This is a genomic window from Neolewinella aquimaris (assembly GCF_014197245.1).
Lineage (GTDB): Bacteria > Bacteroidota > Bacteroidia > Chitinophagales > Saprospiraceae > Neolewinella > Neolewinella aquimaris.
In genome coordinates this window covers 114,417-137,764 of the sequence record NZ_JACIFF010000007.1, presented here as the reverse complement: position 1 = coordinate 137,764, position 23,348 = coordinate 114,417, and the positions used below count along the sequence as shown (strand labels likewise).

At 58.3% G+C, this 23,348-nt stretch carries 17 protein-coding genes; all 17 read left to right on the top strand.

All coding sequences use genetic code 11. The annotated features are described in order from the left end of the window. Window positions 1–33 precede the first annotated feature (33 nt). The 17 genes from GGR28_RS13775 to GGR28_RS13695 all read left to right on the top strand — a co-directional run bounded on the left by GGR28_RS13775 (window position 34) and on the right by GGR28_RS13695 (window position 23,323). Window positions 34–873 (top strand): alpha/beta hydrolase, encoded by an 840-nt coding sequence (locus tag GGR28_RS13775; protein WP_183496390.1) that lies wholly within the window; start codon window positions 34–36, stop codon window positions 871–873. 45 nt (window positions 874–918) lie between these two features. Continuing rightward, the gene (gene cysQ, locus GGR28_RS13770) at window positions 919–1,710 is read left to right on the top strand and encodes a 3'(2'),5'-bisphosphate nucleotidase CysQ (RefSeq protein WP_183496389.1); all 792 of its coding nucleotides are present in this window, start codon (window positions 919–921) and stop codon (window positions 1,708–1,710) included. After that, the gene (locus tag GGR28_RS13765; protein WP_183496388.1) at window positions 1,710–2,483 is read left to right on the top strand and encodes a glycosyltransferase family 2 protein; all 774 of its coding nucleotides are present in this window, start codon (window positions 1,710–1,712) and stop codon (window positions 2,481–2,483) included. The genes cysQ and GGR28_RS13765 overlap by 1 nt, the downstream gene beginning before the upstream one ends. A gap of 51 nt (window positions 2,484–2,534) precedes the next feature. Continuing rightward, window positions 2,535–3,773, top strand: coding sequence for an NAD(P)/FAD-dependent oxidoreductase (locus GGR28_RS13760; RefSeq protein ID WP_183496387.1), 1,239 nt, complete (start codon window positions 2,535–2,537; stop codon window positions 3,771–3,773). A gap of 2 nt (window positions 3,774–3,775) precedes the next feature. After that, the gene (gene kynU / locus GGR28_RS13755) at window positions 3,776–4,999 is read left to right on the top strand and encodes a kynureninase (RefSeq protein ID WP_183496386.1); all 1,224 of its coding nucleotides are present in this window, start codon (window positions 3,776–3,778) and stop codon (window positions 4,997–4,999) included. 178 nt (window positions 5,000–5,177) lie between these two features. Then, window positions 5,178–6,170, top strand: a complete 993-nt coding sequence (locus GGR28_RS13750; RefSeq protein WP_183496385.1) for a DUF3089 domain-containing protein — start codon at window positions 5,178–5,180, stop codon at window positions 6,168–6,170. Between the two features lie 102 nt (window positions 6,171–6,272). Next, window positions 6,273–6,779 (top strand): pyridoxamine 5'-phosphate oxidase family protein, encoded by a 507-nt coding sequence (locus GGR28_RS13745; RefSeq protein WP_183496384.1) that lies wholly within the window; start codon window positions 6,273–6,275, stop codon window positions 6,777–6,779. 121 nt (window positions 6,780–6,900) lie between these two features. Then, the gene (locus tag GGR28_RS13740; protein WP_183496383.1) at window positions 6,901–7,605 is read left to right on the top strand and encodes a hypothetical protein; all 705 of its coding nucleotides are present in this window, start codon (window positions 6,901–6,903) and stop codon (window positions 7,603–7,605) included. 34 nt (window positions 7,606–7,639) lie between these two features. After that, window positions 7,640–8,131 carry a peptide-methionine (S)-S-oxide reductase gene (locus GGR28_RS13735; RefSeq protein WP_183496382.1) on the top strand — a complete coding sequence of 164 codons (492 nt, stop codon included), beginning with the start codon at window positions 7,640–7,642 and terminating at the stop codon, window positions 8,129–8,131. A gap of 159 nt (window positions 8,132–8,290) precedes the next feature. Beyond that, a complete protein-coding gene (locus GGR28_RS13730) occupies window positions 8,291–8,899 on the top strand; it encodes a GldL-related protein (RefSeq protein WP_183496381.1) in 609 nt (202 codons plus the stop codon). A 68-nt stretch (window positions 8,900–8,967) separates the two neighbouring features. Then, window positions 8,968–10,632, top strand: coding sequence for a type IX secretion system motor protein PorM/GldM (gene porM, locus GGR28_RS13725; protein WP_183496380.1), 1,665 nt, complete (start codon window positions 8,968–8,970; stop codon window positions 10,630–10,632). A 148-nt stretch (window positions 10,633–10,780) separates the two neighbouring features. After that, a complete protein-coding gene (porN, locus tag GGR28_RS13720; RefSeq protein WP_183496379.1) occupies window positions 10,781–11,689 on the top strand; it encodes a type IX secretion system ring subunit PorN/GldN in 909 nt (302 codons plus the stop codon). Between the two features lie 204 nt (window positions 11,690–11,893). After that, on the top strand, window positions 11,894–15,301 hold the full coding sequence (mfd, locus tag GGR28_RS13715) for a transcription-repair coupling factor (RefSeq protein WP_183496378.1): 3,408 nt from the start codon (window positions 11,894–11,896) through the stop codon (window positions 15,299–15,301). A gap of 376 nt (window positions 15,302–15,677) precedes the next feature. Beyond that, the gene (locus tag GGR28_RS13710; protein ID WP_183496377.1) at window positions 15,678–18,713 is read left to right on the top strand and encodes a SusC/RagA family TonB-linked outer membrane protein; all 3,036 of its coding nucleotides are present in this window, start codon (window positions 15,678–15,680) and stop codon (window positions 18,711–18,713) included. Between the two features lie 20 nt (window positions 18,714–18,733). Further along, window positions 18,734–20,296: a RagB/SusD family nutrient uptake outer membrane protein gene (locus GGR28_RS13705; protein ID WP_183496376.1), complete on the top strand. Its 1,563-nt coding sequence runs from the start codon at window positions 18,734–18,736 to the stop codon at window positions 20,294–20,296. Between the two features lie 25 nt (window positions 20,297–20,321). Then, window positions 20,322–21,794 carry an arylsulfatase gene (locus GGR28_RS13700; RefSeq protein ID WP_183496375.1) on the top strand — a complete coding sequence of 491 codons (1,473 nt, stop codon included), beginning with the start codon at window positions 20,322–20,324 and terminating at the stop codon, window positions 21,792–21,794. 41 nt (window positions 21,795–21,835) lie between these two features. Further along, window positions 21,836–23,323, top strand: a complete 1,488-nt coding sequence (locus tag GGR28_RS13695) for an arylsulfatase (RefSeq protein WP_319936734.1) — start codon at window positions 21,836–21,838, stop codon at window positions 23,321–23,323. Window positions 23,324–23,348 lie beyond the last annotated feature (25 nt).

Below are 23,348 nucleotides of genomic sequence, written 5' to 3'. Positions count from 1 at the left end.
TAGTAAACCCCGTAATACCGCTACCTTCGCACCGTGAACCCGGTAACCTTCTTCAAGCAACTGGTCGGCAGTATCCTCTCACGACGCAAGAGGTTGCTGCGCCGACGGTATACCATCGCGAGCACCCACCTCCAGCGCCCGGTCGTCGTCGATGTGTATCGGCGCACCGTGCCCCCGTGGCGCTTGCTCTCGCTGGTCATCTTTAACGACGGGCAGGACCTGGAGCGAATGGGCTTTCCCAAACGCCTCCGCAAGATCTATAAACGGGAGAAGCTTCCCCCCGCCATCGTGGTCGGTGTACACGCGGGCGACCGCCTCCGGGAATTCGGCACCGCGGCCCGCAAGGATGATCAAGGGCGCGGAGATATGGCCGGCGCCTACGAGAAATTTGTCACCGACGAACTCGTGCCCTGGCTGGAAGATCGGTATAACATCTACCACGGTCCCGACCGGCGGGCAATTGCCGGATTCAGCCTGGGCGGACTCAGTGCCTTCGACATCGCCTGGCGCAAACCCCGGCAGTTTCGTACCGCGGGCATCTTTAGCGGATCGCTCTGGTACCGCAGCAAACCCTTCAATCCCGAAAAACCGGACGCCAATCGCATCGTCCACGACTATGTCCGTCGCTCCAATAAGGCCATCACCAACCGCTTCTGGTTTATGGCGGGCACCGATGACGAAACTTCCGACCGCAACAACAACGGGGTGATCGACTCCATCGACGACACCCTCCACCTCATGGCCATCCTCCAGAAAAAAGGCCTGAAACCCGACCTCGACATGACCTACGTAGAGGTAGAAGGCGGTAAGCACGAACCGGAAACCTGGGGAAAGGTCGTAGGAGATTTTCTGGTCTGGGCACTTAAGGGATAGCAGGGTGGCAATTGCAAACTTCAAATTTTACATTTCAACCTTCCCATGGAAATAGACTACCTAAAGCTCGCCGCTGAAGTCGGTGAAATTACCCGCCGCGCAGGGGCCGCCATCCTAAAGATTTATGAATCCGAAGATTTTGGGGTGGAACAAAAGGCCGACGATAGCCCACTGACCAAGGCAGACAAAGCGGCCAACGACGTGATTGTATCTGGACTCAACGACCTGGTACTAAAGGCCCCCATCGTTTCCGAGGAAGGAAAGGATGTCCCCTTCGCCGAGCGCCGGCAGTACACCCGCTTCTGGCTGGTCGACCCCCTCGACGGGACCAAGGAATTCATCAAGCGCAACGGAGAGTTTACGGTCAACATCGCCCTGATCGAGAACGGTCGGCCGGTACTCGGCGCCGTTTACGTACCGGTCACGGACGAGCTCTACTATTCCGCACAGGGTAGGGGAGCGTGGCGTGCCGGGGGCGACCGCATTCAGGCCGCTGCCTTCACCATGCAGGATGCGGGACTGAAGGTCGTCGCTAGCCGCAGTCACCTCAACGACGCCACCCAGGCATTTATGGACAAACTGACGGAGCCCGAAATCGTTAGTCGCGGTAGCTCCCTTAAAATCCTGGAACTGGCCCGCGGCGAGGCTCACCTGTACCCCCGGCTCGCCCCGACCATGGAGTGGGACACCGCCGCCGCCCACGCCGTCCTGCTCGAAGCCGGAGGACACCTGGTCGATGACGGCACCGGCAAGGAACTGGTGTACAATAAAGAAGTGCTGCGTAACCCCTACTTCGTCGCCTACGGTTCCGTAAGCGAAGGACAACTGAGTTGCTAATGCCCCCCCGGCCCCTCTCCATCATCTATACCACCTTCAACGAGATCGATATCATCCGCCGGTCCCTGGATAGCGTAGCAGGATGGAGCGACGATCTCGTTGTGGTCGACAGCTTCAGTACCGACGGCACCGCCGAGTTGCTGGCGGCAAGCCCCGAGGTAGATGTGGTGCAGCGCGAATACGCAGGCCCGTCTGATCAAAAAAACTGGGCCATCGCCCGGGCCCGTCACGAGTGGATCCTCCTTCTCGATGCGGACGAGATCGTCACTCCCGCCCTGCGCGCCGAGATCGACCAACTGCTGGCCGCCCCCGAACGCCCCGCCGACGCGTACTGGATCGGCCGGGACAACCACTTCATGGGCCGCCGCATCTACCACAGCGGCTGGGCGGGGGACAAGGTGGTGCGGTTCTTTCACCGCGACCGCGCTCGCTACAACACCAAGCAGGTGCACGAAGAGATCGACTTGACGGGGCTGAAAGTGGGGAAGCTTACGGGGCGGCTACTGCACTACACCTTTAAGGACCTCGACCACTTCCTCGACAAAACCAGGCGCTACGCCCGCTGGAGCGCCCGGGATCACGCCGGCCGCACACCCCGGGTTGGTGCGTTCCACCTATTGGTGAAGCCCGTCTACCGGTTTTTCAAGCACTACGTGCTCCAGGGGGGCTTTCGCGACGGGCGGGAGGGGCTCGTCATCAGCATGGTGCTTTCCTACGGCGTGTTCCTGCGGTACGCGTACTTAATGGCCGACCGACGGAATTCGGCGTCATAACTGGTACGCTTAACCTTTGTTTATCATCTTTGCAGCGACAAAACCCCGGATTTGAACGAAGCTAAGTACGTAATCGTAGGTGGAGGAGCGGCCGGCCTGATCGCAGCCCTCACCCTGGAAGCCGCGGGCCACTCTCCCGTATTGCTGGAAGCAGCGGATGAAGTAGGTGGACGGTTGCGTACCGATGAGGTGGACGGATTCCTGCTCGACCGTGGGTTTCAGGTCTTGCTCACGGAGTATCCCGAGGTGAAACGCTACCTGGACCTCGACGCCCTGGGCGTGCAGGCCTTCCGCCCCGGTGGCCACGTACACATGCGGCAACAACACTTTCGGTTTGCCGATCCCCTGCGCGAACCGGCACAGTTGTTTCGTTCGGCGCTTTCTCCCGTCGGCACGCTCAACGACAAGATCCGCCTGGCCCAACTGGGCTTCCGGCTCATGCGGCTTTCTCCCGAAGAGTGTTTTCAGCACGTCCGCGAGCAGTCGACCATCGATTACCTGTGGAGCTACGGGTTCAGCGAGCAGATCGTGGAGCGCTTTTTCCGCCCCTTCTTCGGGGGAATTTTTCTGGAGCAGCAACTGCGTACGCCGGCCGCCATGTTTCGCTTTATTCTTAAAATGTTTGCTCAGGGAAGCGCCGTGCTACCGGCCGGTGGAATACAAGCGGTAGCCCGCCAGCTCGCCGGCAAACTCACGCGTACCGAGATTCGGACCGGCACCCGAGTCGTATCCGTAGCCGACGACCAGGTAAGACTCGACGACGGCAGTACCATCCCGACCCGCGCTGTAATTGTTGCCTGCGCCCCCGACCCGCTTTTTCCCCAGCTCGCCGGCAGCAGTTTAGCCTGGAAGTCCACCACTAACCTCTACTTCTACAGTACCCGCCGGCTTAAGGAAAATCGCCTGATCAACCTCGTGGCCGACCCCACAAGTACCATTAATACCTTTTGCGTACTCGACGAAGTTGCCCCGTCGTATAAGCTCCGTAAGCAGGGCGGTTCGCTGATCAGCGTAAGTTTGAAGGAATGCCCGGACGGGGACTCTCTCGCTCAGGCCGAGCAGGACTTACTGCGCCACAGCCGACTACCCAACGACGCCCTCAGTTTTCTGCGCCGTTACGACGTAAAGCACGCCCTGCCGCAACTCGATTCGGTAGCCTTTACCTACAATTCAACTCACAGCCGCCTGATCGACCGGGTGTTCCTGGCCGGCGACCAACAACTCAACGGCTCCCTCGATGCCGCCATGCGCAGCGGTCGCCTGGCCGCAGAGGGAGCATTACGTATCTGAGCATGCTCCGTGACCAGTTTCACCTACCCGCCGGGCCCGACGGCAACCCCCTCATCTACTTCTGCGGCAACAGTCTGGGACTCCAACCCCGCGCGGCGGAAGCGCAATTACAGGAAGAACTCGCCAGTTGGCGGGAACGGGGAGTAGAAGGTTGGTGGGGCGGCCCCGACGGAGGATGGCTCGGTTACCACCGCCGCCTGCAGGAGGGCCTGGCGCGCATTGTCGGCGCACAGCCGGAGGAAGTGGTAGCCGCCAACGCCCTCACCGTCAACCTGCACCTGCTGATGGTTTCTTTTTTCCGGCCGGCGGGGCGCAGGAGCAAGATCATCATGGAAAGCGGTGCCTTCCCCAGCGACCAGCACGCCGTACGGGCCCAGCTCGCATTTCACGGACTCGACCCCGTCGATCACCTGATCGAAGTGCGTCCCGAACCCGGTGAGAGCATGATCGATCCGGTTCGCATCATTACCGCAATCGAAGCGGTCGGCGACGAACTCGCGCTGGTGCTCTGGAGTGGAGTGCAGTACTACACCGGTCAGTTTTTTCCTTTAGAGGAGATCACGGCGGCCGGACACCGGGTCGGGGCGACGGTAGGACTGGACCTGGCTCACGCCGCGGGCAATGTACCGTTGTCGCTGCACGAATGGGACTGCGACTTCGCCGTCTGGTGCAATTACAAATACCTGAATGGCGGTCCGGGGGCACCCGGCGGACTCTTCGTACACGAGCGTCACGCCCAGCGCCCGGACTTGCCGCGCTTCGCCGGATGGTGGGGCCACCGCCAGAGCGATCGCTTCGCGATGAAGGCTGAATTTATCCCGGAATACGGTGCGGCGGGCTGGCAGGTTTCTACCGTTCCCGTGCTTGGCCTGGCGCCGCTGCTGGCCGGTCTGCCCCTGTTTGATGCTGCTGGTGGTATAGCCGCCCTCCGTCAGAGAAGCAAGGAATTGACCCAGGCCCTGTACGATGAGCTGGCACAAATTCCGGACCTGCAACTCCTCACTAGTGCAGATCCGGAACAGCGGGGCGCGCAAGTGTCGGTTTACCTCCCCGGTCACCGCCCGGACCTGGAGCACCAGTTGTCGGCAGCGGGGCTGGTAGTTGATTACCGACAAGATAACTACGACGGAAGCGGGGGGGGAGTACTACGCTTGGCGCCGGCCCCACTGTATAATTCCCTGGATGAGGTGCGGGCCGTACCCGAACTGCTATTGCGTACGCTGTAATACAAAGGGCTGCGCAATGAGAACCAATCGCAATTATTTTGGGTTGTACCAACAATTAGCCCAACAAACAAATGACCATCCTAATCTTAGCCATTCTGGCGCTCATTGGCGTCTACCTCTCCGGAGACATGCGGGTAAGGCAGTAGCAGTTTTCCGCTGGCCACTCATTTTCGTCTTTTTGCTGACCACGGCTTGTGCCTCGGTGCCCGTCATTCCGCAGGAAGGCAAATTTCCCGTTCCGCCCCCACCCGACTACCGCCAAGCCGGTAACTGGGCCGCGCTACCGACCACCGATGATTATGCGGACCGTACGCCGGCGGATAGCATCCTAGACCGTCAGGCGATCGCTCGGGCAGATGTGTTTTTCATTCATCCCACCATATATGCCGGTACGCGGAAGCATAACAAACTATGGAATGCCAGTTTGAAGGATGACAAACTGAACGAATCTGTCGATAAGTCGACCATCCTCAATCAGGCTAGTATTTTTAACGGGGCCGGAAAGGTTTACGCCCCCCGCTACCGCCAGGCAAATCTGAGTGTGTTCTACGATAATGGTGCAGCGGTAAAAACGCAAGCCCTTGACACGGCCTACGCCGATGTACTCGCGGCATTTGACCACTACCTTACCCACTTTAATCACGGCCGTCCCATCATCATCGCCGCCCACAGCCAGGGTACCCTCCATGCCATACGGTTACTTGCGGACCGCTTCGTCGGTCAAGCCCTGCATCAGCAACTCATAGTCGCTTACCTGGTAGGAATGCCGGTGCGGAAGCGGGAATTCGCGGACATTCCCGTCTGTACCGATCCGGAACAGACCGGCTGCTTCGTCTCTTGGCGCACGTACCGGGAAGATTACGTCCCCGATCCGGAACGCAACGACACCTCCATCGCGGTAGTCAATCCCCTCAGCTGGACGACTGCCACGACCCGGGCACCATCTTCCCTCAATCGGGGCGGGGTGTTATACAACTTTGATGGAGGGCCAATACCCGGCCTGGTCTGGGCGGAGATAAGGGGGGCGTTCCTCTATACCAACAAGCCCAGCTTTTTCGGCGATATCTTCTTTCGCTCCCAGAACTACCACGTTGCCGATTATAATTTTTTCTGGTCGAACGTACGCCACAATGCGGGGGCGCGGGTGCAGTGTTATCTGCGAAAGCAATGAGGTAACGGGCGGACCGCTTTTATCCCTATTCATTGCACCTGCGGTCCCGCCCGAAATGGCCGAACAGCGGGGGCGCACGGCACGTTGGAGGAAGAAAAAACAATGGGAAAGACCGAAAATCTCTTCAGCAGGGAAGCCATCGAAAAGATCAAGAAAATCGCTACGGACGAGGACATCACCATGTTCTGCACCAACCTGGGCGCACGACCCTTCAGCACCACGCCCATGTCTACCCAGCAGGTGGAAGACGACGGCTCGATCTGGTTCTTCAGTGCCAAGGACAGCGATCGCAATGCCGACCTGAAACGGGATCCCGAAGCTCAGTTGATCTATAGCAGCACCAGCGACCAGGAATACCTGAGTCTGTACGGGGAGGCCGTCGTGGTCTACAACCTTGATAAAGCCAAAGAACTCTGGAGTCCGATGGTCAAAACCTGGTTTCAGGAGGGTCCCACCGATCCGAACCTGAGCCTGATCCACTTCAAGCCGAAGGAGGGGTATTACTGGGATACCCAGCACGGAAAGGTGGTAGCCTTCGCTAAAATGGCCGCTTCCGTAGTTGTAGGTAAGACAATGGACGACGGCGTTAGCGGCAAGCTCAACGTATAGAAGATAATATCCGTTTGTAAACGATTAAATACGCAAGTACTCGTTTAAGTGACGAATTTTGGGTGTTCGCTGCCGGTAGTTTGTGGATGAAATCTACTTCTCACCACGAAAACTTGCTGCCGTGACTACACCCGAATTCATTGACCTGTTGCAATCCCTGCGCCTCCACCTCGATCAGCCGACCAAACTGTCGCTCGATGGGTTCATCCGCAGTTTGGCCAACCGAGATGCTCCTACCCAACCCATTCCCGAAGCCGAGGTGCTCGCGCTGTGTAGCGCACTGAGGGAACTAGAATATAAACCCACCGTGACGCAGGTTGCGAAAGTGCTTATCGGTAGTCGGAGCATCGCCGATCCGAGGCTTCGCGGTCTGCCCGGCTACCGCAAATACCGGGGCACGTTCTCGCGCAAAGCGATCCGCGAACTATTGCTGGGGTATAAGTCCGTCATTGAGGGGCCGGATGACAAATCAACACCCCAGATCAAGCAATCCGTAAACGAGCCCTGGCGTGCTATCGATTTTTTCACCACGGCGGCCTTCGACAAGCTATCCGATGAGAAAGCGACCGAACTTTACCGCGAGGTGATCGGACTCGGACTCCGCAAATCCTCCGACCAGCTGCCGGAATTTATGGCGCGTGCCCGTAAGAATCTCCCGCGGGCATTTGAGCCCTGGACCCGGGAGGAGCGGGCTTTGCTCATCGAGGCGATGTGTTATACCAACGACGGGGAGAAGCTGGCATCCATTTTCGGTCGTTCTCCGGCGGCGGTGCGGCGGGAAGGGCAGCGGTTGATCTACAATAGTCAGAAAAAGGAAGTTGCCTGACTAATCCATCCGTACGGTAAGGACGTTTACGGGGGTGTCTTCACTTAAACGGATCGGGTTGGGCGGCGGCTGTCACTGGTGCACGGAGGGCGTTTTCGTCTCCCTGCGGGGCGTGGTGCGGGTCGAACAGGGGTGGATTGCCTCGGAGTCTCCCTACGACGCTCTGTCCGAGGCCGTCATCGTGCACTACGACGAGTCGGAAATCCGTGCCGTGCAACTGATCCTCGCCCATCTGGAAACGCACGCTGCAACCTCGGATCATGCACTGCGGGGGAAGTATCGGTCAGCCGTGTACTATTTCAATGCGGAGGATGCTGCTCATTACCGGGAATTACTCCGGGAGGTGGCCGAGCATACGGAACTTTCCTTACGTACGCTGGTGCTTCCATTTGTTGCTTTCCGACCTTCCTTGCCGGAGCACCGGGACTACTTCCGGAGCGACCCGGAGCGGCCGTTCTGCCGGCGTTACATCCAGCCCAAACTCGCCCGGTTGCACGACAAACGGCCGGAGCTGTTTAGTGGATGACACATTAGTAGGTCACTGGCGGGGCTAAATGCATATTTTCGGTGCGTCTAAGCAATAACGCTAAACCCAGAACTGTTAAAACCGCGTTATTTCAAACGGTGCTATACCAAGTCATTTGCACCGCTCTCCAACAAATATTCCCCAAATCATTCTTCTCTTATGGCCATTACTAAATCACCCGCCTTTAAGTACGCCAAGAACTTCATCATTGGCGTCGGTGCGGCCGTTGTTATGCTGGGTGCGCTTTACAAAATCCAATCGTGGGAAATGCCGACGGTCGGTGGCGTCACCTTCGACCTGCTGACGATCGGCCTTGGTGTGGAAGCCTTTCTCTTCATGCTCATCGGCATCCTCGGCCCCGAGCCCGATTACTACTGGGACAAACTGTACCCCGGCCTGACCAAGTACAACGGCGACGTGCAGCCCCTGACCACCGGTGGCGTAAGCGCCGCTCCCCAGGTAGCCGCCCTCAACGGCGAAGTCGTCGAGGAGCAACTCGGCGGTATGCTGGTGGAGCTTCAAACCATGTCCAAGAGCATGAGCAGCCTTAAGGCGCTTCAGGAAGCCGACTTCAGCGGTACCTCCGCACAGATCAAGCAAATGGGCAACTTCTACGCCAAGCTCAACGAAGCCATGGCCGACCTGGCCGCTACTACGGATGAGACCAAGGTGTACAAGAAGAACATGCAGCAGCTCAACGGCAACCTGACCACCCTGAACAACGTGTACGGGAACATGATCAGCGCCATGCGTGCCCCCACTGCATAGCCCCCCCTCCCAACAACTAACACCCCCCATGGCCGCCGCTCCCGCGCGGCGACCCAAACAAAGTAAATATGTCAATTCCAAAGGAACCCCGGCAGTTGATGATCAATATCATGTACTTGGTATTGATGGCGCTGCTGGCCCTCAACGTCTCCGCTGAGGTGATGGACGCCTTCCAGACCCTCGATAAGGGCAACCAGAACAGTATCGCCACCGTCGACGAACAGATCGGCGAAACCGTCACCAGCCTCAACGACCTGCTGGAGGACAAATCGAAGGCAAAGTACCGCGTACTGCAGCCCGCCATCACCTCCATCCGCCAGGAAGTGCAGTCGTTCAACGACTACGTCAACGGACTGCGCGATACCCTTATCGACGTTTCCGGTAACAACGACGGCGAAGTCAATGAAGGCGATTATGCCGAAAGTCATGGCGTTGTTGCTCCTAAGGGAAAGAAGAACAAGGACGTGACCACCCGCCTCCTAGTACAGGGCCCGAAGGGCCAAGTCGGGGAAGGTCTCGGTGAAGGTGAGCGACTGAAAGAGCGCATTGCCGCTACCCGCCAACGCCTCGTCGATATCTATTCCGAACTGCTTAATGAGCACGGTGAAGCACTCGACCTAAACCAGCAGGAAGTTCAGGCGCGCATTCAGAGCGTCGCGGAAAACATGCCCTTCAAGGTCGACGACGAAACCTGGCGCACCTCCAACAATAAGAAGGTAAGCTGGGCCGACTACAAGTTTGGTCACATGCCCCTCGCCGCCGTACTACCGCTGATGTCGCAGATCCAGTCTGACCTCAAGGTATCCGAAGCCAACCTGGTGAACGACATCGTACAAATGGCCGGCGGTAAGCAGATCGTCTTCGACAAGTTTTTCCCGGTCTTTCAGGCGGACAAGAGCTACGTCATTGGTGGCGAGCGGCTTAACGCCGTCGTGTCCGTAGGTAGCTACTCCTCTTCGCTGCAGCCCGAAAACATCGACCTGCGCGTGAACGGACAGCGCCTGAACATTAAGCCGGACGGTACGGCCGACTTTAGCCTCACGGCCAGCGGCTCGCCCGGACCCAAGACCATTCAGACCAGCGTAGCGGTAACCAACCCCCTCACCGGTGAAGTAACCCGTGAGAGCGGCACCTTCACCTACGAGATCGGTACCCGCTCGGTGGCCGTCTCCGCCGATAAGATGAACGTGTTCTACATGGGTGTTGACAACCCCCTTACCGTAGCCGCGGCCGGGGTAGCCTCGAACGACGTGCGCGTCAGCTTCGGCGACGCCATCACCGGTACCGGATCGGGCAACAGCTACGTTGTAAAGGGCGTACGTCCTACCGGCGTCGGAACCACCAACGTTACGGTAACCGCCGGCGGACAAACGCTCGGTACCTTCCCCTTCCGCGTGAAGCCGATCCCTGACCCGGTTCCTACTATGGGCGGACAGCAGGGTGGCGACATCGCCAACTCGACCTTCCGCGCCCAAAAGGGTGTCTTTGCCGAACTGAAGAACTTCGACTTCGACGCACGGTGTAACATTGCCGGATTCAACATCCTCTACATCCCCGCCCGGGAGGACGCACTCGTAGCGACCAATGCTGGTAGTGGATTCAGTGGACAAGCTGCCGCCCTCGTCGGTCGTGCCAAGCCCGGTGACAACTACACCTTCAAAAACATCAAGGCCAAGTGCCCCGGAGATGCCGCCGCGCGCGACCTGGGTACCATGTCCTTCACGATTCGCTAAGGATAGGTTGGCTGCTGGCCGACCAACTTTACCGGGCCTTCCGTAGTTTGCGCTACTGAAGGCCCGTTTTACTTCGTTTACATACCACGGCGGGGATCAACCGCGTTGTTACCCTGTCCGTATGAATCATCCCATCATTTCACTACCTATGAAGGCAGTATATAGTCTCGTGCTCCTCTTTTCCCTGGTTGCGTCCACCGCGCTGTCGGCCCAGACGACCGGTAATCCCGAGGAACCGTCCAACACCTTCACGCTGCCCGGCGTGGCGGACGATAATCCCCTGATGCAGGATGGCGAGTTCGTGCCGCCCCTCAATGACATAGTCGAAAACAAGGCGCTGCGCGAACGCCGCGTACTTGCCTACGAGCACCTCCGGGAGGCCGACATCATGTGGAAACGTCGCATCTGGCGCATCATCGACGTAAAGGAAAAAATCAACCTCCCCTTCATCAATCCCCAGCGCCCCCTCATTTCCATTCTGCTGGAAGCAGCCCAGAGTGGCGACCTGCGGGTATTCGACCCCATCGGCGGCGACAACTTCTCCATGGTGATGGACCAGAAGACCCTGACCAACATGGCCGGTGGCGTAGACTCCGTCCGCGTCGTCAACCCCGAAACCTACGAGGAAGAGATCGTTCTCGAAGAGCGCATCTTCGACCCCACCAGTGTCCTTCGCTACCGCATCCAGGAAATGTGGTTCTTCGACAAGGAAAGCAGCACCATGAAAGTGCGCATCCTCGGCATCGCCCCCATGATCCAGGAAACCACCGAGAACGCCGGCCGTACCATTGAGCGTCCCATGTTCTGGGTGTACTACCCCGAAGCCCGTCAGCTACTCGCCAATGAAAGCGCCTTTGCTTACGGAAACGACGCCGCTAACCGCAGCTGGGAGGACGTCTTCGAATATCGCTTCTTCAACAGCTACATTACCAAGGCCAGCAACGTACTCGACCAACGCATCGACCGTCCCGAGCGCAGTGGCCGCGAACAGCTCATCGAATCCGAGCGCATCAAGCAGGAGATCTTTAATTATGAGCAGGATCTTTGGAGTTACTGATGTAGTACGGTAGGCTATTTGTACGGTAGTACGGTAGGCAGACATTGGAGGCGTGATCGGGAAAGTCCGGTCACGCCTTCATTATTTTGCCTACCCCCTACCGTACTACCCCCTACCGTACTACAGTACTACCATATTACCCAACTACCCCACTCCCCAGAACCCTCCCTCCCTCTCCGCGGTTACTATACAAAATAGACCCGTTTGAATCCTGCCGAGCAATTGCTGCAGCGTTACGCCGAGAGTGCGAGAGTTGCCAAGATTACCCAATTAACCAGACCAGGGCAGGAAGCTCCGCGTATTCAGTTGCGGGGATTGGCCGGATCGCTGGAGAGCTTCCTGATCGCGGCGAGCTACCGAAAGGCCGGCGGGCATTACCTGATCGTGGGTACCGATAAGGAAGAAGCCGCGTACATTCAGAATACCATAGCGGCACTGCTGCCGAAAAAGCAGATCCGACTGCTGCCCGATAGCTTCCGGCGTCCCCTCTACTTCGAGGTGCTGGACCCGACGAATGTGCTGATGCGCACGGAGACGATCAATTACCTGACGCACAGCCAGTCGAAGGGGGAGATCGTCGTGACCTATCCCGAAGCCCTGTTCGAGCAGGTGGTGGCACCGGACGTGCTGACCAAGAGCCGCATCGAAATCCAGCAGGGGGAAGACATCGACGTCGATACCATTCTGGAGGTGCTGGTAGAGTATGGCTTCAAGCGGGAAGAGTTTGTTTACGAGCCCGGGCAGTTCAGCATACGGGGCGGCATCATCGATATTTATAGCTACGGCAACGAGTATCCCTATCGCATCGAGCTCTTCGACGATGAGGTGGAGAGCATTCGCACCTTCGACCCGATGAACCAGCTTTCGGTCGAGAAGGTGACCTACGTAAGCATCGTTCCCAACATCAATACCAAGTTCGAGCGTAGCCAGAAGACGAGCATCTTCAACGTGCTGCCGGAAGACACCACCATCTGGCTCAAGGATTTTCAGCTGCTGCTCGACCGACTCGGGGAGGCCTACACCAAGGCAACAGAACTTGGCAAAAACCTCACCCTGGTCGACGACGATGAGCTCAAGCAACTGTTTGACGACCGGGCCTTTATCCGGCCGGGGGAAGTGATAGAGGACGTGGCTGGTAAACCCATCGTATTCTTCAGCGACTACAAGCAGCCCATCCCCATCGATGAGACCATCGACTGCCGGGCTAAGCCGCAGCCTAGTTTTAATAAGAACTTCGAGTTGCTCATTCGCAACCTGCTGGAAAATACCTCCTCGGGACTGACCAACTACATCTTTACCGACAACCCCAAGCAGATCGAGCGCTTCTACTCGATCTTTCACGACCTCAACGCCGACGTTCGCTTCGAGCCGGTACCCGTTTCCGTTCACGCCGGCTTTATCGACTCCGAACTGGAGTCGGCCTGCTATACCGATCACCAGATCTTCGAGCGTTTCCACCGGTACAAGCTACGGCGGGGCTTTACCCGTGACCAGGCCCTCAACCTGCGGCTCCTGCGCGACTTGACTCCGGGTGATATGGTGGTCCACATCGACCACGGGGTTGGCCGTTTTTCCGGACTGGAAAAGCTGGAGATCAACGACAAAGTGCAGGAATCGGTGCGCCTCGTGTACAAGAACAACGACATCCTCTACGTCGGCATCAACTCCCTGCACAAGCTTTCGAAGTACAGCGGCAAGGACGGGCAGCTTCCCCGCCTGGATAAGATCGGTGGCGACCACTGGAAGAACCTCAAGTCGCGGACCAAGAAAAAAATGAAGGACATGGCCGGTGAGCTCATCAAGCTCTACGCCAAGCGGCAGGCCAGCCCCGGCCACGCCTTCCCCCCCGACGGTTACCTTCAGAACGAGCTCGAAGCCAGCTTCATTTACGAAGATACCCCCGATCAGCTCAAGGCCACCAACGACGTCAAGGGCGATATGATGAAGCCCCATCCGATGGACCGCCTGATCTGTGGCGACGTGGGATTCGGCAAAACCGAAATCGCCCTACGCGCCGCCTTTAAGGCTGCCGCCGACAATAAGCAGGTCGCCGTACTCGTGCCGACCACCATCCTCGCGCTTCAGCACTTCCGCACCTTCAGCGAGCGGCTGGGCGAATTCGGCATCACGGTCGACTACATTAACCGCTTCCGCAGCGCGAAGCAGAAGACCGAAATCTTCAAAAGGCTCAAGGCCGGAAAGCTGGACGTCCTGATCGGCACCCACGCTATCTTGTCTAAGCGGGCGGAGTTCAAGGACTTGGGACTTCTCATCATCGACGAGGAGCAGAAATTTGGAGTTAAGGCGAAAGAAAAATTACGTGCTATCCAGGTCAATGTCGACACGCTTACGCTGACCGCCACCCCCATACCGCGGACCATGCAGTTCAGCCTCATGAACGCCCGCGACCTTTCCGTCATCCGTACGCCGCCGCCCAACCGCCAGCCCATTCATACCGAGGTGCGACAGTTCAACGAGGAGGTGATTAAGGAGGCCATCGAGCAGGAGGTGAGCCGGGGCGGGCAGGTGTTCTTTGTCCACAACCGGGTCAAGTCGCTGGTCGATATGGTGACCATGTTGCGAAAGCTCTGTCCCGACATCCAATTCGCCACCGCCCACGGACAAATGGACCCCAAGGAATTGGAGGAGACGCTCATCGAGTTTATCGATCGCCGCTACGACGTGCTGGTGTGTACCAACATCATCGAAACGGGCCTTGACATTGCTAACGCCAACACCATCATCATCAACAACGCCCACCAGTTCGGCCTCAGTGACCTGCACCAGCTGAGGGGCAGGGTAGGGCGCTCCAACAAGAAGGCGTACTGTTACCTCATTGCTCCCGCGCTCAGCGTCCTTACGCCCGATGCGCGCAAGCGACTGCGTACGTTGGAAGAATTCAGCGACCTCGGCAGCGGGTTTAACATCGCGATGAAGGACCTCGACATTCGCGGTGCCGGTAACTTACTGGGAGGAGAACAGTCGGGCTTCATCGCCGACATCGGCTACGAAACCTACCAGCGCATTCTAGAAGAAGCCGTACGGGAACTCAAGCAGGGAGAATTTCGGGACGTTTTCGCGGACTCCATGACCGAAGGAAGCGACTTCGTGCGTGAGGTGACGATCGAGACGGATACGGAAATGCATATCCCTACGGATTACGTCGAATCCACCCAGGAGCGCCTCCGTCTTTATCAGGACCTCGACAACATTGAGGACGAGGATCGCCTGCAAGCCTACGCCAACGGTCTAAAGGACCGTTTTGGTCCGCTCCCCACCCAGGTCGAGGAGCTTTTTGACGGCCTCCGCCTCCGGTGGCTGTGTCGCGAACTCGGCTTCGATCGCGTCGTCCTCAAGAACGATAAGCTGCTGTGTTTCTTCGTCGAGGACGCCCAGTCGCTTTACTACGACTCCGAAATCTTCAAGGCCCTCAGCGGAATTATCGCCGCCGAAGGAAAACTGCGTGGCCTACAGCTCAAACAGACGCCCCGCCGCCTCAGCCTCATTAAGGAGCGGGTGTACAGCCTCACCGCCGCCCAGGATATCCTCGCCGCCCTCGCCAAGCGGGTGAATGAAGTGAAGGAGGAGAGAAAGCTGGAAAAGGCCCTGTAGCGACGGTCTTTAGCCATCAAGCTGCTCTTAAGGCCGTCGTAACAGTAGCGCTGGCTTCAGCTGGCAAGCTGTCGTGGGGTGGGTGCCCTCAATTATTTTTGGAAGCAGCGTGACGGCTGAAGGCCGTCGCTACTTGACGGCTGAAAGCCGTCGCGACGGGTGAATCACCAATTGCACCGCTTTGAGACGAATTGGCCTGGCACCTGCGCGCCCGCCCTGCCCCTGACTGAAGGCGATGTAGCGGGTGAACGATTTGTTACCCCCGATAGAGATGGACGGAAACTTCCGGTAGTGTACCGGCAATTAGTTTTGCTCAACGGCGAGATAGCAGAATTTCGTTTGCTCACGGTACACAACTTAATCTAAATTATCGGTCATGCTAAAACATAAATTACTTTCGGCTCTGGTGCTGCTTGCGTCGGTTGCGTACGGCCAGCAATCCGTAAGCGGAATTGTACAGGATGGCGACGACTTTCCTCTGACGGGAGTGTACGTCACCGTCGAACCCGCGGGAACCGGCACCGCAACCGGTCTCGATGGGGAATACGAGGTAATGGCCTCTCCTGGTGATACCCTGGTCTTTTCCTTTATTGGCTTTTCCACTCAGCGCGTTCCGGTGGGCAACCAAACGAAAATAGACGTTACTCTTTTGGAGAACGCCCAGCTCATTGACGAGGTGGTGGTGGTTGGCTACGGCGTGACAAAGAAGCGCGACTTGGTCTCTTCCGTAGCCCAAATTAAGGGCGACGCACTGGAAAATCAACCGGTATCGCGACTCGATCAGGCGCTGCAGGGCCGCGCCACGGGTGTGTCGGTGACCTCCAACGACGGGACGCCGGGCAGTGGTACTACCATTCGCATCCGGGGAACGAACTCGGTGAACGGCAACAACAACCCCCTTTTCGTCATCGACGGGTTCATAGCGGGGTCCGACTTCGATCTAAATACGCTGAACGTCAACGACATCGCGTCGATCGAGGTGCTCAAGGACGCGACCGCCCTGGCCATCTACGGTACGCGGGGTGCCTCCGGTGTCGTGCTGGTCACTACCAAGACCGGCGCTAATCTGAGTACGGAGCGTCCGGTGGTATCCATCAATCAGTACTATACGGTGCAGAATGTCATCAACCAGGTCGAACTACTTACCGGCGAGGACTACGCCAACTACGTGAACGAAGCTGCGCAGTTCGTCCCGGGCCCCGATGGTTTTGGTGTGATCGATCCGAGTCTGCCGCTGATCTTCGACGATCCGGCCTCCGCGCCCAGCACCGACTGGCTGGGAATAATCACCCAGCCCGGTCAGATCGTAAATACCGACCTTTCGATCCGGGGCAACACGGGGAAGACCAACTACTACGTATCGATGAACCGCTTCGACCAGGAAGGCGTGATCAAAAGCTCCGGCTTCCAGCGCTACGCCCTGCGGACGAATCTGGACTTCAAGATCTCCGATAAGTTGACCACTGGCATCCGGGTCAATTTGTCGCGCACCAACCGGGAGAACAACAAGGTGAATTACTCACAGATCGTCAATAGCGTACTGCCGACGCGGGAAGTGTACACCGCGGATGGGGAATACACCGCCATCAACCCTGTAAGTGCCAGTGTGCAGCGTAACCCGGTAGCCGATCAGGAACTACGCGTCGACAACCGCTACGACAACGACCTGCTCGCCAACACTTACCTACAGTTGGAGCCCATCACCGGGTTATTGCTGAAGACGAGCTTCGGCGCGGAGATCAGCTCGTACAAGCGCAACTTTTACCTCCCCGGCGCCCTTCCCGAGCGCCTGATCGACGGAGCGGGCGGCTACGCCAGCATCAATACCGTGCAGAGCAACGACCTGCTGAACGAAAATACCGCCACCTACACCTTTGACGTAGGCAACCACGGTTTCAACGTACTGGGGGGCTTTTCGCTGCAGCGCAACGAGAGCGAGGGCTTCAGCGCCAACGCCGAGCGTTTCCCGAACGACGTGGTACAGTTCAACAACCTATCCTTCGGCTCCGACCCATCGACCTACCAGCTCAGTTCCGGTTACTCCCGGCGGACCTTCGTTTCTTACTTCGCCCGCCTGAACTACAGCTTCAGCAGCAAATACCTCATTTCCCTCACGGGGCGGCGGGACGGCTCTTCGGTCTTCGAGGACGGCAACAAGTATGCCTTTTTTCCCTCCGTCGGCGTCGCGTGGAACGTCCACAGCGAGCCCTTTTTGAGCGAATCAAACGTGATCTCCCGCCTCAAGATCCGCGGCAGCTTCGGCGAAGTGGGCGAGCAGGGCGTGCCGATCTACAATTCCATTGCCCGCTTCAACAACGTGAACGCCTACTTCAACGAGACGCTCGTCAACGGCGTCCTGATCGGCAGCCTGCCCAGTCGTAACCTCACGTGGGAGACCACCCAGCAGCTTGACCTGGGCTTCGAACTGGGGCTCTGGCAGGATCGGATCTTTATTGAAGCCGATTACTACCGGAAGACCACCGAGGACCTGCTGCTGAACCGCGACCTTCCCGGCACCGCCGGTGGCAGCCAGCTACAGAATGTCGGCTCCATTCGCAACGAGGGGGTAGAATTTGCCCTGCGTAGCTTCAATATATCCAGCGGCGACTTCACCTGGGAGACCCAGCTGACGGTATCGGCCAACCGCAACGAGGTACTGGATTTGGGTGGCGATGAGTTCATCAACCTACGTCAGCCCACCAACCAGGGCGGTGCGGGCGTACGCCTGATACCGGGACAACCGGCTCCCGTATTTGTCGGTGCCATCTACCTCGGAACCTATAAGGACCAGGAGGCCATTGTTGCCGATGGCTTTGAGGGACGCGCCTTCGTCGGCGGACCCCGATACCTGGACCAGGACGGCAACGGCGTGATCAACGATCTGGATTACGTGGTAATAGGAAACCCCCAGCCTGATTTCTACGGCGGGATCCGCAACACCTTCAACTACCAGGACTTTTCCCTGGACATTTTCTTTCAGGGTTCCTACGGCAATGACGGATACAATGGCGTGGCCCAAACCGGACTTTTCGGTCGGGGCGACCAGACCCTCCTGCCCGGGGTAGTCAATCGTTGGCAAGAGGGAATCAACGAGACGAGCGACATTCCCCGCGCCGGCGCTTCGACAAGTCTGTTCAATCCGAACAACACCTTAGGTATTGAGGATGCTTCTTTCCTCCGACTGAAGACGGTGAGCCTGAGCTACGATCTGCCGGTAGGAAACATCGGTCTTGACGGAGTGGTCCGTGACCTGAAACTTTACGTGACGGGCAACAACCTGTTCCTGATCACCAACTGGTCCTTCGGCGATCCGGAGGTCAGCAACTACGGCTCCGGCCTGGAGCAGGGGGTTGCCGCCGGTGAGTACCCCTACTCGCGGTCCTTCACTTTCGGACTGAACGCCTCCTTCTAATCCAACAGAACAGAAAAGCAATGAAAAACTATAGCACAACTCCATTCTTCCTGTTGCTGGCGGTCATCCTACTGCCGCTGACCAGCTGCACTGAATTTCTCGACGAGGAATTCCGGGACGGCATCACTACGGATAATTTCTTCAACAACGACGCGGAGGCAGAGCTGGCCGTAAACGGCGTTTACCGGATCCTTTACCGTACCAGCCTGTACCGCACCCGCGGCCTCGACAACTACTACGTAAATGGGGCGGATGTCGTCGGCCCCAGCCGCAACGTCAACGGACAGGTCCACAATTACCTGATCGACGAAGGGGTATCGGACGGCTCCGGCACCTGGAACTCCCTGTACGAGATGGCCCGTAACACGGCCCTCTTCATCAACAGCATCGAGGGAAACGAAAACCTTTCGGAAGGGGCCCGGGACCAGGCACTGGGTGAGTTGCTGTTCCTCCGTGCGCTGGCCTACTACCACCTGACCAACCTGTGGGGTGACGTGCCTTACTTCCGGGAATTACCTTCTACCGAGGAGCTCTCAACCATTACCCGCTCCGATCGGAACATGATCCGGACGGAAATGAAGGCGGACCTGGAGCGCGCCATCGGTCTGCTTCCTGCGTCGTATTCCGGATCCGATCTCGGTCGCGCCTCTAAGTGGGCCGCTACCGCGCTTAAGGCCAAGTACCACCTGTTTGACCGGGAATGGCAGGATGCGCTGGACGAGTCGGTGAGCATCATCGAAAACTCGCCCCACCGGCTGCTCGACAACTACGCTGACGTATTCGACCAGAGCGATCCCGCAAATCAGTATAACGACGAGTACATCTACGTGGTGGATTTCACCCGCGACCCCGTATTTGGCGACGGCAATACCTCCCGCACCGACGATTATAACCCCCGGATCCGCGACGAGCCCGCCAATCGCAACGACCGTCCCGGTGGCCCCGGCACCCCCACCCGGGTAGAACTTTATAGTGACCTACTGGCCTCCTACGGCGAAGGTATGACGGGATTCGGCTGGGCTATTCCCCTGCCCGAGATCGCCGACTCAACCAACTGGGAGGAAGGGGATATGCGGTACACGGCCTCCATCGTCACCAAGTACCGGGGCTACGAACTCAGTTTTCCCTACTACCGCAAGAACTGGAATCTCGATCAGGAAAATTCCCCCCGCGGCAATCACCCGGAGAACTACATCGTCTTCCGCCTGGCCGACATCTACCTGATGGCCGCCGAAGCCGAGAATGAGCTAAACGGTCCCGACGGGGCGTACGAATACGTGAATGCCGTGCGCGCCCGCGCCTTCGAGCCGGACAAGCCCTGGAGCGGCATGAGCCAGGACGAGTTCCGCAAAGCCATGTACGACGAACGCAAGTGGGAACTGGCCGCCGAGGGCCACCGCCGCATGGACCTCATCCGCTGGGGCATCCTGCTGGAAACCGTTAAGGCTACCGAGCACCGCCCCTGGAATAATCCGGGCAACAACATTGAGCCCAAGCACGTACTGCTCCCCGTTCCCCTGGAAGAAATTCAGCTCAACCCCAACCTGCTCGAAACCGATCCCTCAAACAACGGCTACCGGTAGCCAGTATCCATCAGAAGCCCGACCTATGTCCACGTTTGCGAAGTTGCTCAGTTTATGTCTGTTCTTTGGCCTGTATACAGCTTGCGGGCCGGGGGAAGCTGCCGATGGAGATGCGGCGGATGCGCCGGCGCCGCCCAACATTATCTTCATTCTGGCCGATGACCTGGGATACGGGGACCTAAGCAGCTACGGTCAGCAACGGTTCTCGACCCCCAACATCGACCGGCTGGCGGACCGGGGCATGCGGTTTACCCAGCACTATTCCGGTGCGACGGTTTGCGCCCCTTCCCGGTCGGCTCTCCTGACCGGACTTCACACCGGACACACCTTCATTCGGGGTAACTACGAGGTGAAGCCGGAAGGGCAGTACCCCCTGCCGGATAGCATCTTCACCATGGCCGAAGCGTTGAGGGAGGCCGGCTACGTAACGGGGGGCTTTGGGAAGTGGGGGTTAGGTTTCCCCGGCTCCGAGGGGGATCCCACCCACCAGGGATTCGATACTTTCTTTGGTTACAATTGCCAGCGGCTCGGACACAATTACTACCCCCGCCACCTATGGCACAACCGCGACAAGCTCGTACTGGAAGACAACGAGGGCTCACAGGAGGGTACCTACGCTCCGAACCTGATTCACGATCGGACCATGGCCTTTCTCGAGGACCACGCCGATACTTCGTTCTTCCTCTACATACCGAGCATCATCCCCCACGCGGAACTGATCGCTCCGGATTCGATCCTGGCCCCGTTCCGGGAAACGATCGCGGACGACAAGCCCTACGACGGCGCCGAACCGGAAGATGAAAATTACCGGGACGGCCCCTATTCTTCCCAGGAAACCCCCCACGCCGCCTTCGTGGCGATGATCGATATCCTCGATCGCCAGGTGGGTGATATCACCCGGCGCTTGGACGAACTCGGTATTGCCGACAACACGATCATCATCTTTACCTCCGACAACGGTCCGCATCAGGAAGGAGGCGCCGATCCGGACTACTTTGACAGCAACGGCCCGCTCAGGGGCTACAAGCGCGACCTTTACGAAGGGGGCATCCGCGTACCGATGATCGCCGTGTGGCCGGACAAAATTGCCGCCGGTAGCGAAAGCGATCACGTTTCCGCCTTCTGGGACTTCTTTCCCACCTTCTCCGAACTTACCGGGGCACCCGATCCCCTGCAAACGGACGGTATCTCGATGGTACCTACCCTTCTCGGAGACGGTGAGCAAAAACAGCACGACCAACTGTACTGGGAGTTCCACGAACGCAAGGGCCGTCAGGCCGTAAGGAGCGGCGACTGGAAGGCCGTGCGGTACAACGTAAACGAAGTAGGCCTCGATGGCGATGTTGAACTCTACGATTTATCGGTAGACCCGGGAGAAGAAAACGACGTGGCCGCCCAGCATCCGGAGGTCGTCGCTGAAATGAAGGAACGCTTGCGGAACGGCCGCAGTCCATCCACCGTATTCTCCTTCGCACAGGAAGCCTACCTCGGCAAGTGAGAGAAGCCTTTCCAACCTATTCCCTTTAACCCCAATTTTTAGTGAGACTGTGTATGTGGCAGGTGAAACGGTACTTCTATGCCTGGGTGGGCGCCCTGCTCTTGTCCGGCTGTCAGGCTCCGGCGGAAACCGCTACGGAATCTCCCTCCGGCGCGACGCCGCCCAACATCGTCTACATCTTGGCCGACGATCTCGGATACGGCGATCTGAGTTGTTACGGTCAGACCAACTTTCAAACGCCGACGCTGGATGATATGGCGGCGCGCGGTATCCGGTTCACCCAACACTATGCGGGTAGTACGGTTTGTGCCCCTTCCCGGGCGTCTCTAATGACGGGGCGCCACACGGGCACCTCCTACGTGCGCGGCAACTACGAGACCGGTCCCCGTGGATTCGGTGCCGAACTGCCCCTGCGCCCCGATGATCTCACCCTGGGCGAAGTCCTCCAAAATGCCGGTTACCACACGGCAGCCATCGGCAAATGGGGAATGGGCATGGACGGGACCACCGGAGAACCATTCAAGAAGGGCTTTGACTATAGCTACGGCGTGCTGAACCAGGCTTATGCACACTATCAGTATCCCGATAGCGTCTACGTAAACGGAAAACGGGAAGCCGTCCCCGGAAACCAGGGCAGACGGATGGGCACTTACAGCGGTGACCTGTACACCGATGAGGCGATCGGCTTCATTGAATCGGTCCCCGCCGATCAGCCCTTTTTCGTTTACCTGGCCTACACCACCCCACACGCCGAAATGCTGGTGCCCGAAGACACCCTTTTTCAGCGGTTCGCAGGGCAGTTTGACGAACGACCCTTCACGAAGGGTAAGCAGGGCGGAGGCGACTCGGCCGACTACGGCCCGGACTTCGGTGCCTACGGGAGCCAGAACCAGCCCTTCGCTGCCTACGCCAGCATGGTGGTCCGCATCGACCGCGACACCCGCCGCATTAAGGAAGCCCTCGAAGCGATGGGGCTGGCCGACAACACCCTCATTTTATTTAGCAGCGACAACGGGCCCCACGCGGAGGGCGGCGCGGTGCCCGAGCAGTTTGCGAGCGCCGGACCACTGCGGGGACAGAAGCGCGATCTTTACGAAGGGGGCATCCGCGTACCCTTCATTGCGTACTGGCCAGGCGTTATTCGGCAACCCGCCGAGAGCGACCTCATTTCTTCCTTCTGGGATATCCTGCCGACGGTTGCCGATCTGGCGGGGACCGATTTGGGGGATTACCGTACCGACGGCATTTCCCTGGCTCCAACCCTTCTGGGGGAAACAGACCGTCAGCAGGAGCATGAATACCTGTACTGGGAATTTCATGAGCGGAAGTCCACCAATCAGGCAGTCAGGAAAGACAAGTGGAAGGCGGTGCGTATGGAACCCCGGGGACCAGTCGAGCTCTATAACCTGAAAGAGGACATCGACGAGTCGGAGAATGTAGCGGACGATCATCCGGCCGTAGTAGCTGAAATCAGCGAGATCATGGATACTGCCCGCACCCTTCACCCCCTGTGGCCCGTAAAGGACTAAGCGGGGCGCAAGCCCGGTGTAGGTT